The sequence below is a fragment of the Plantactinospora solaniradicis genome (genome assembly GCF_042658085.1).
GTDB classification, from domain to species: Bacteria; Actinomycetota; Actinomycetes; order Mycobacteriales; family Micromonosporaceae; genus Plantactinospora; species Plantactinospora solaniradicis.
Window position 1 is genome coordinate 1 of sequence record NZ_JBHSPR010000019.1, and the last position, 6,619, is coordinate 6,619.

Here is a 6,619-nt window from a genome sequence, read left to right on the forward strand (position 1 = left end):
CCGCAGTCCGGCGACGTCGATTCCAGCGTCACCGTCGACGGGTACGACGTAGGCGACCAGGCGTTTGACCTCGGGCTGGTCCTCCCGGACGATCACCGCGACCTGGCCGACCGACTCGTGCCCGGCCAGGACGGTCTCGACCTCGCCCGGTTCGACCCGGAAACCACGGATCTTGACCTGCTCGTCCGCGCGGCCGGCGAACTGTAGTTGTCCGTCCGGGGTCCAGCGGGCCAGGTCTCCGGACCGGTACATCCGGCCGGCGTCGGACCCGTTGGTGTAGGGGCAGGCGACGAACCGTTCCGCGGTCAGCCCGGCCCGGGCGATGTAGCCCCGGGCCAGCTGCGGACCCGCGACGTACAGTTCGCCGGTGACTCCGGGTGGGACCGGGCGGAGGTATTCGTCCAGGACGTACACCCGGGTGTTGCCGATCGGGCGGCCGATCGGCGGCGCCGTGTCGGTGGCGCGCATGGTCGGTAGTGGTACGGCGGTGGTGATGACGGTCGCCTCGGTCGGCCCGTACGTGTTCCAGACCCGGGACTGGGCCGTCCACCGACTCGCCAACTCCGCGGTCAGGCGTTCGGCGCCCAGGACCCAGTTCCCGACCCCGGGCACGGTCCCCGGGTCGAGGACGGCAAGCAGGGACGGCACGACACTGGCGACGGTGACGTCGGTAGCGCGGATCATGCGGCTCAGCGCCTCAGGGTCGGTGCGTTCCTCGGTCGAGGCGATCGCCAGGGTTCCACCGGCGGCCAGGGTGACCACCACGTCCAGGACGGCGGCGTCGAAGCTGAACGACGCGAACTGCAACGCCACCACACCCTGGTCCACACCCAGGACCGGGCGCATCACCTCGGCCAGGTTCAGCACCCCACGATGGGCGACCGCGACCCCCTTGGGCCGCCCCGTCGAACCCGACGTGTAGATCACATACGCCAACCCGTCCGGGGCCACCCGTCGCCCCGACCCGGCCGAAGGCAGGGCGGCGACCTGATCGGCGACCTCGTCCAGACGGACCTGGCGTACTCCGGTCGTCGCCATCGCCGACAGGGTGTCGGTGGTGCCGACCAGGACGGTGGTGTCGCTGTCGGCGACCATGTAGTCGAGCCGGTCGCTCGGGTACGCCGGGTCCAACGGCACGAACGCGCCACCGGCCTTCCACACCGCCAACAACCCGACCACCATGTCGACGCCACGTGGCAGGCACAGACCCACCCGCGACTCGGCAGCCACCCCCACCCCGGACAGGTACCGGGCGAGCCGGTTGGCCCGCTGGTCCAACTCGGCATAGGTCAGCACGTCTGCACCGCAGCGGACCGCGACCACGTCCGGTGACGCCGCGACCTGTGCCTCGAACAACTCCGGCACCATCTGGTCGGGAACCCGCACCGCCGTGTCGTTCCACCGGCCGACGACCAGCGACCGTTCCGCGTCGTCCAGGACCTCGATATCACTGAGCCGCAGGCCCGGATCCGCCGCCACCTGCTCCAACACCCGCACCAACCGACCAGCCAAACTTTCGGCAGTCGACTCGTCAAACAGATCGGTGGCATACAGCAGGACCCCGCCAAGCCCGGCCGGCGAACCCTCCGCATCACGCCGCTCCGCCAACTCGATCGACAGATCGAACCGCGCCGAAGCACCCTGCGACCCATCGCCGAAGGAGCTGACCCGCAGGCCCGGCAAGTCCAGCTGAGCCCCGGCCCCAGGAAGGTTCTGTAGACCAAACATGACCTGGAACAACGGGTTACGGCTCAGCGAGCGGACCGGGCTGAGGTCGTCCACCAGGCGTTCGAACGGCAGGTCCTGGTGCGCGTACGCGGCCAGGTCCGCCTCCCGTACCCGGGCCAGCACCTCACCGAACGACGGATCCCCACTCAGATCGGCCCGCAACACCAACGTGTTGACGAAGAACCCGACCAGATCATCCAACGCCGCATCCCCACGACCGGCGATGGCCGTACCCATCGGAATGTCCGTACCCGCACCCACCCGCGACAGCAGCACCGCCAACGCCGCGTGCACCACCATGAACATCGTCGCGCCACCACGCTGCGCCACCCGCTCCAACCCAGCATGGACATCCGCGCCCACATCCAGTTGGATCGAGCGCCCGCGGAACGAGGGCACCGACGGGCGCGGCCGGTCGGTAGGAAGCACGAGCTCCTGTGGTGCGTCCGCCAGCGCCTCTCGCCAGTACCCGAGTTGTGCGCTGATCAGGCTGTCGGGATCGTCGAGGTCACCCAGGACCTCACGCTGCCACAGGGAGTAGTCCGCGTACTGCACCGGCAACGGCTCCCAACCCGGAGCCCTCCCCTGCCGACGAGCCGCGTACGCCACACTCAGATCCCGACCCAACAGACCCATCGACCAACCGTCGACCGCGATGTGATGAGCCACGATCAACAACACCGACTCCACCGGCGACACGGTCAACAACCACACCCGCCACGGCAGATCAACACTCAGATCAAACCCACGAACCGCGCGATCAGCGACCAGACCCGGCAACTCATCCTCAGTCGCCTCCACCACCATCAACGCCGGCCGACCCGCCGCACCCTCAAGAACCCGCTGACACGCCGCCTCCTCCGACTGCGGGAAAATCGTCCGCAAGCTCTCGTGCCGATCCGCGACATCACCCAACGCGGCCTCCAACACCGCCACGTCCAGCTCACCCGACAGCCGCATCACCAACGGCATGTTGTACGCCGCACCAGCACCCTGATCCGCCTCGTCCAGGCGGTTCAGGAACCACAGCCGCTGCTGCGCGAACGACAACGGCAACACCTCGGGCCGCTCCCGACGCGTCAACGCCACCTGCACCACCGACTCGCCGCCCTCAACCAACCGAGCAACCTGCGCAACCGTCGGCGACGCGAACAACGCCCGAATACTCACCTCCGCCGCGAACACCGCCCGAACTCGCGCAACCAACCGCATCGCCAACAACGAATCCCCACCCAAATCAAAGAACGACGCCTCCGCACCCACCCGCTCCACACCCAGCACCTCAGCGAACAGACCACACAACACCTCCTCCGCCGCCGTCGCCGGACCACGACCACCACCCACGAAATCCGGAGCCGGCAACGCCCCCCGGTCCAGCTTCCCGTTCACCGTGACCGGCAGCGAGTCCAACACCACCACCGCCGCTGGCACCATGTAGTCCGGCAACTGGGCCCCGACGAACTCCCGCAGCACACCGGTATCCACTCCACCGTCGACGGGTACGACATAGGCGACCAGACGCTTCACCTCGGGCTGGTCCTCCCGGACGATCACCGCGACCTGGCCAACGTGCTCGTGCCCGGCCAGGACCGCCTCGATCTCACCCAGCTCGATCCGGAAGCCCCGCAGCTGGACCTGGTCGTCGGCACGGCCGAGGTACTCCAGCGATCCGTCCAACTTCCACCTGGCCAGGTCGCCAGACCGGTACATGCGATCGCCGGCGGGGCCGTCGGGTGCCGCGACGAAACGCTGGGCCGTCAACCCCGGCCGGTTGAGGTATCCCCGAGCCAGTCCCGGGCCCGTCACGTAAAGCTCGCCAGGAACGTTCGGTGGTACCGGTCGAAGCCAATCGTCCAGAAGGTGGATCCGCAGGTCCGGGATCGCGGAACCGATCACGCTGCCCGGGGCGCTCGCACACTTCTCGGCGTCCAACGCCACGTAGGTGACGTGCACGGTCGTCTCAGTGATGCCGTACATGTTGACCAGCGAGGGCTCGGAGTGCCGGGCATACCAGTCGACCAGGCGGCTCCATTCGAGTGCTTCACCGCCGAATATGACGTACCGCAACGCGAGTCCGTCCGCCGGTGCCTCGGCGTCCGCGGCCATCAACTGGTAGAACGCCGACGGTGTCTGATTGAGTACGGTCACACCCTCGCTGACCAACAGGCCAAGGAACTCCCTGGGCGAGCGCGACGTCAGGTACGGGACGACCACGAGCCGGCCACCGTGCAGCAGCGCACCCCACAACTCCCAGACCGAGAAGTCGAACGCGTACGAGTGGAACAGCGTCCACACGTCGTCCGGACCAAACCCGAACCACTGTTCGGTCTCGGTGAGCAGACGCAGGACGTTCGCGTGCGGCACCAACACGCCCTTGGGGCGACCGGTCGACCCCGATGTGAAAATCACGTACGCCGGGTGCTGCGGCCGCAGCGGCGCCACCCGATCGGCATCGGTCGGTGCCGTCGTGGAGCGGACGGCCAACGCCGCCGCCGTCGCCGGATCGTCCCAGAGGAGCTGTTCCACCCCGGATACGGCTCCCGTGGTCCGGCGGGTACACACCACCACCGCGGGGCAGGCGTCGGCCAGCATGAAGCTGATCCGATCGTCGGGGTAGCCGGGGTCGATCGGCAGGTAGGCGGCGCCCGCCTTCACCACTCCGAGCAGTACGACGACCAGGTCGATCGACCGGTCCATCAGTACGCCAACCAGGCTCTCCGGGCCCACCCTCCGGCTGATCAGCTCGTGCGCCAGCCGATTTGCCCGCCTGTCCAGTTCCGCATACGTCAGAGAGGCCCCGTCGTACACCACTGCCACCGAGTCCGGGGTCCGGGTCACCTGTGCTTCGAACAGCTCCATGAGTGAGCCCTCCGGAACGGCACGTGGTGAATCGTGCCTGCCGTCGGCTACGAGCCGCCGCTCCTCGGGCACCAGCGCGTCCAGGTCTCGAAGTCGGGCCCCGGGGTCGGCCGCCACCTGGGCCAGCACGTGAACCATCCGGTCGATGATCGTTTGTGCCGCCCGCTCGTCGAAGAGGTCCGGCTGGTAGATCAGCCGCATCTTGAGGCCGCCGACGGGGCTCACCACCAGCCCCAGCGGGTAGTTGATCGACTCACGTACGCCGACCTCGGTGATCCGCAGGCTCTCGGTTGCGGCCTCCTGCGCTTCCCCGGCCGGCGGCTGTCCGGTCGAGTCCGGCGCCTTCTGGCCGGTCACACCGGAGCCGAAGTTCTCGAACGCCATCATGGTGTCGAAGACACCGCCCGGACCGGCCAGACGCTGAATCTCGCTCAGACTCAGGTACTGGAAGTCCATCAGCCCTGTCTGTTGCGCCTGCAACTCCTCCAGCATCTGCGCGACGGTCTGCTCGGGCGAGAACCGGACCCGTACCGGGACGGTGTTGATGAACAGTCCCACCATGCTTTCCATGCCGGACAGATCCGCAGGCCGGCCAGCGACCGACGTACCGAACACGACGTCGCGGCGTCCGGTCAGTTGGCCGACCACGACGGCCCAGGCCGCCTGCAACACCGTGTTCAGCGTCAGCCCACTGGTCCGGGCCAACTCCCGCAACGCGGCATCCAACTCCTCACCCGCCGCACCCGACAGCACACCGGCGGTCGCCTGCGCGGCGCCGTGGTCGACCGGGGCTACCAGGGTCGGCTCGTCGGTACCGGCCAGGACCGCCCGCCACGCGTCCCGCGCGGCCTGCTCGTCCTGGCGGGCGAGCCATTCCAGATACTCGCGGTACGGCGTCACCACCGGCAGCCCGGCCACGCTGCCGCCAGCCTCGTAACTGGCCCACAACTCGTTCAGCAGCAGTTGGAGGGACCAGCCGTCCAGCAGGATGTGGTGCAAGGTGACCAACATCCGGTACCGGTCGGCACCGAACTTGATCAACACCACCTTCAACAGCGGCGCCACCGCCAGGTCGAACCGCTCCGCACGCTCCTCGACCGCGATCCGTTCCGCCTCGGCCTCGGCCGCGTCCCCGGCCAGGTTCGAGAGGTCCTCCTCCCGCCACGGCAGCGCGACCCGCCGCATGATCAACTGGACCGGCGACCCCGAGCTGCGACGCTGGAAACAGGCGCGCAGCGTCTCATGCCGATCGAGCATGCCCTGCCAGGACGCCCGCAACGCCCCGACATCGAGATTCCCACCCAAACCCATGACCAGCTGCTCCACGTACACGTCCGTGCCCTGCTCGTCGAAGAGCGCGTGGAACAGAAGACCCTCCTGCAACGGCGACAGCGGCCAGACCCCGGACAGGCTTTGGCCGTTCGTGATCGCTTTCGCCTCGAACTCGTCCAGCTCGTCCTGGCTGAGTTCCGTCAGTGGCAGGTCAGAGGGTGTGTAGCCGCCTCCGCCGGACTCTGCGGTGTGGACGGCGAGGCCGGTCAGCATCGCCGCCCAGCCGTCGAGCAGGGTGCGTACGGTCGACTCGGCGAGAAGTTGCTCGGGCCAGGCCAGGGCGAGAGTCAGTCGGGGTCCGTCCGGTAGGTCGTGGACCATGCCCATGGCTTCGAGGGCGTGCATGACAGGCAGGGTCTCGCCAGGGCCACCTCCGGTCGCGGCTGCACCGGTGGGGACCCAGTCCTGTGGAGCCGCCGGGCCGGCACCCTCGGTCGTGATCCGGCCCAGGTAGTTGAAGCCGATCTGTGGGGTGGGCAGGTTGGCGAGTTGTGGTGCGGTGTCGGGGTTGAGGTACCGCAGCAGGCCGTAGCCGAGGCCGTCGCCGGGCACGGCGCGCAGCAGTTCCTTGATGCGTTTGATGGCTCGGCCGGCGGCGGGGCCTCCGGCTCGTACCTCGGTGAAGTTGACCGCTCCGGGGTCGAGCCGGACGGGGTAGCTGTTGGTGAACCAACCGACGGTGCGGGACAGGTCCATGTCA

General features: G+C 68.4%; 1 protein-coding gene. It reads right to left on the reverse strand.

Translation table 11 applies throughout. The annotated features are described in order from the left end of the window. Nucleotides 1-6,619: amino acid adenylation domain-containing protein (locus ACFP2T_RS24365; protein WP_377425239.1), on the reverse strand; the 6,619-nt coding region annotated here is incomplete at both ends.